At 40.4% G+C, this 1,965-nt stretch carries 1 protein-coding gene and 1 pseudogene; one reads left to right on the top strand and one right to left on the bottom strand.

Going from position 1 to position 1,965, the window contains the following annotated elements; genetic code table 11:
* Nucleotides 1-363 precede the first annotated feature (363 nt).
* Nucleotides 364-1,041, bottom strand: a pseudogene (locus DWW03_RS17025) (IS110 family transposase); the annotation flags it as partial.
* A 261-nt stretch (nt 1,042-1,302) separates the two neighbouring features.
* Between DWW03_RS17025 and DWW03_RS16320 the strand changes: the two are divergent.
* Nucleotides 1,303-1,911 (top strand): master DNA invertase Mpi family serine-type recombinase, encoded by a 609-nt coding sequence (locus DWW03_RS16320; RefSeq protein WP_005680425.1) that lies wholly within the window; start codon nt 1,303-1,305, stop codon nt 1,909-1,911.
* Nucleotides 1,912-1,965 lie beyond the last annotated feature (54 nt).

Genomic DNA, 1,965 nt, shown 5'->3' on the forward strand with positions numbered 1-1,965 from the left:
ATTATCCAATATACGAAAAAATACCGATTTAACTTATATCTGACAAAATTAACGTGGCATATATATTGAAGGTTCTGGAAGAGGCATAAATTCGCAAGAACCTATACTTTACGTGAGGCCCTTTCTTCTTGCTTTTGAACTTAAATCATAAAGAGGTGAATCTTAGAATGTTTTCGATGCATTGTTTGATTTGCCAATTCCAAAAATTTTTCGTATCTTGCAGTAGGTTATTTGAAATGCGGTATTTGAGCGCAAGAAGCTGAAAATAAACCGTTGCCTTTTCGTTACCTATTATCCCTATACAAAAATGTAACGACCCGATAAATCAAGTCGTTACATCACTTTAATCCCACACTTTTGCAAACGGGTCAGTTGCTTGGCATTATCAAAATAGGTGAACCCGCCTGTGGCCACGATAAGCGCGGCTGCCAGTGTAACACCGATGCCTTTGATGGAGGTGAGCAAGTCCATCTGTTTCCTGTACTCGCCTTACGCCAAGGAAGTGATATTCTCTTCCATTGCCTTGATTTGCTTCTCGAGGAAAGCAATCGTCTTTTCGATGGTTTTCTTGCATTCAGGGTCAAAAGAAGAAAGAACTCCATCGAGCCTTTAAGGTTGCGTGTTGCCACAAGTTGCTTCTTTAGCTGGCGTAGTACCGTTCGTTTCTGCTTCAGTACGAGGATTGAGTCACTGCGGAGCTTATAAGGATCCGGCTGCATCCTCTCCCCGTACAGGGCTATCAGACGGGCATCTATCTCGTCCGTCTTGGTGACGGAGAGCATGGCACGGGCGAAGTTCTTTATCTTCAGCGGATTCTCAAGGCTGACGGTTATCCCTGCTTCGGAAAGCAGATAGACGAGCAACGCACTGTAATTGCCTGTGGCTTCTAATACTCAATGGTGCTCTGCTACTGAAATGGTTTGGATGAACTCATGGACACCCTTAACCGTGGTTCTTGAATGTTTTTGTCCTGCCGGTCTTGGCGGACGAATAAGCGACAACAAAGGTCGCCTTGCTGACATCGATTCCAACGTAGGTCATAGTCTGAAACTTTAATTAAACAACATCACTACATCGTGAGCCATCATTACGAATGCGGGGGCTCAAAAGCCCATTGAACTATCCGGTTTCTGATGTAAGAGTGTGGGGGCTAAACATTTTTCACGGTCTTTACGACTAATGGAAATTGAAAGTTCATTAAAAACGAAATGGCAAAGAATTAAATGTAAAATCAACGCTCTCTTAGGTTTCTATAGAAAAACTATCCATATTATATATCTATAAACATTTATAATTAGACATATGATATACGGATACATTAGAGTAAGCAGTGATAAGCAGACAGTAGAAAACCAACGTTTTGAAATCAAGAATTTCTGCGACAATCAAAACATAAAAATTGATGGTTGGATAGAGGAAACCATTAGTGGAACAAAAGCCTATAACAAACGTGAACTCGGAAAATTGCTCAATAAGGTACAGAAAGATGATTTGATTATCTGCGCTGAATTGTCCAGATTGGGTCGTAATCTCTTTATGATAATGGAAATTCTGAATATTTGCATGAGCAAGGAATGTAGGGTTTGGACTATCAAAGACAACTATAAGTTAGGAGAGGACATTCAAAGTAAAGTGTTGGCTTTTGCTTTTGGACTGTCAGCAGAGATTGAACGTAACCTTATTAGCCAACGAACAAAAGAAGCCTTAGCACGAAAGAAAATAGAAGGGGTAATATTAGGACGTCCTAAAGGGAAAAAAAGTGCTCCAGAGAAGTACAAACTCCACGATAAGAGGATTCTCATACAAGAACTATTGAAAGCTGAAGTTTCACAACGCAAAATCGCTAAAATTTGTAAAGTGGATAGAAATACGCTCGCTCGATTTATTAAGACTTTTATGGTAGAAGCATAAGGAGCGATTTCGTGCAGCAACAAGGCGTGAAGTGTAACTTTGCAGATTCTATCC

Origin of the sequence: Alistipes sp. AF14-19, assembly GCF_003461645.1 — a bacterium.
Lineage (GTDB): Bacteria > Bacteroidota > Bacteroidia > Bacteroidales > Rikenellaceae > Alistipes > Alistipes shahii.

Coding starts and splice junctions, on each gene's coding strand:
- DWW03_RS16320 (WP_005680425.1), top strand. CDS start 1,303: ATGATATACGGATACATTAGAGTAAGCAGTGATAAGCAGACAGTAGAA.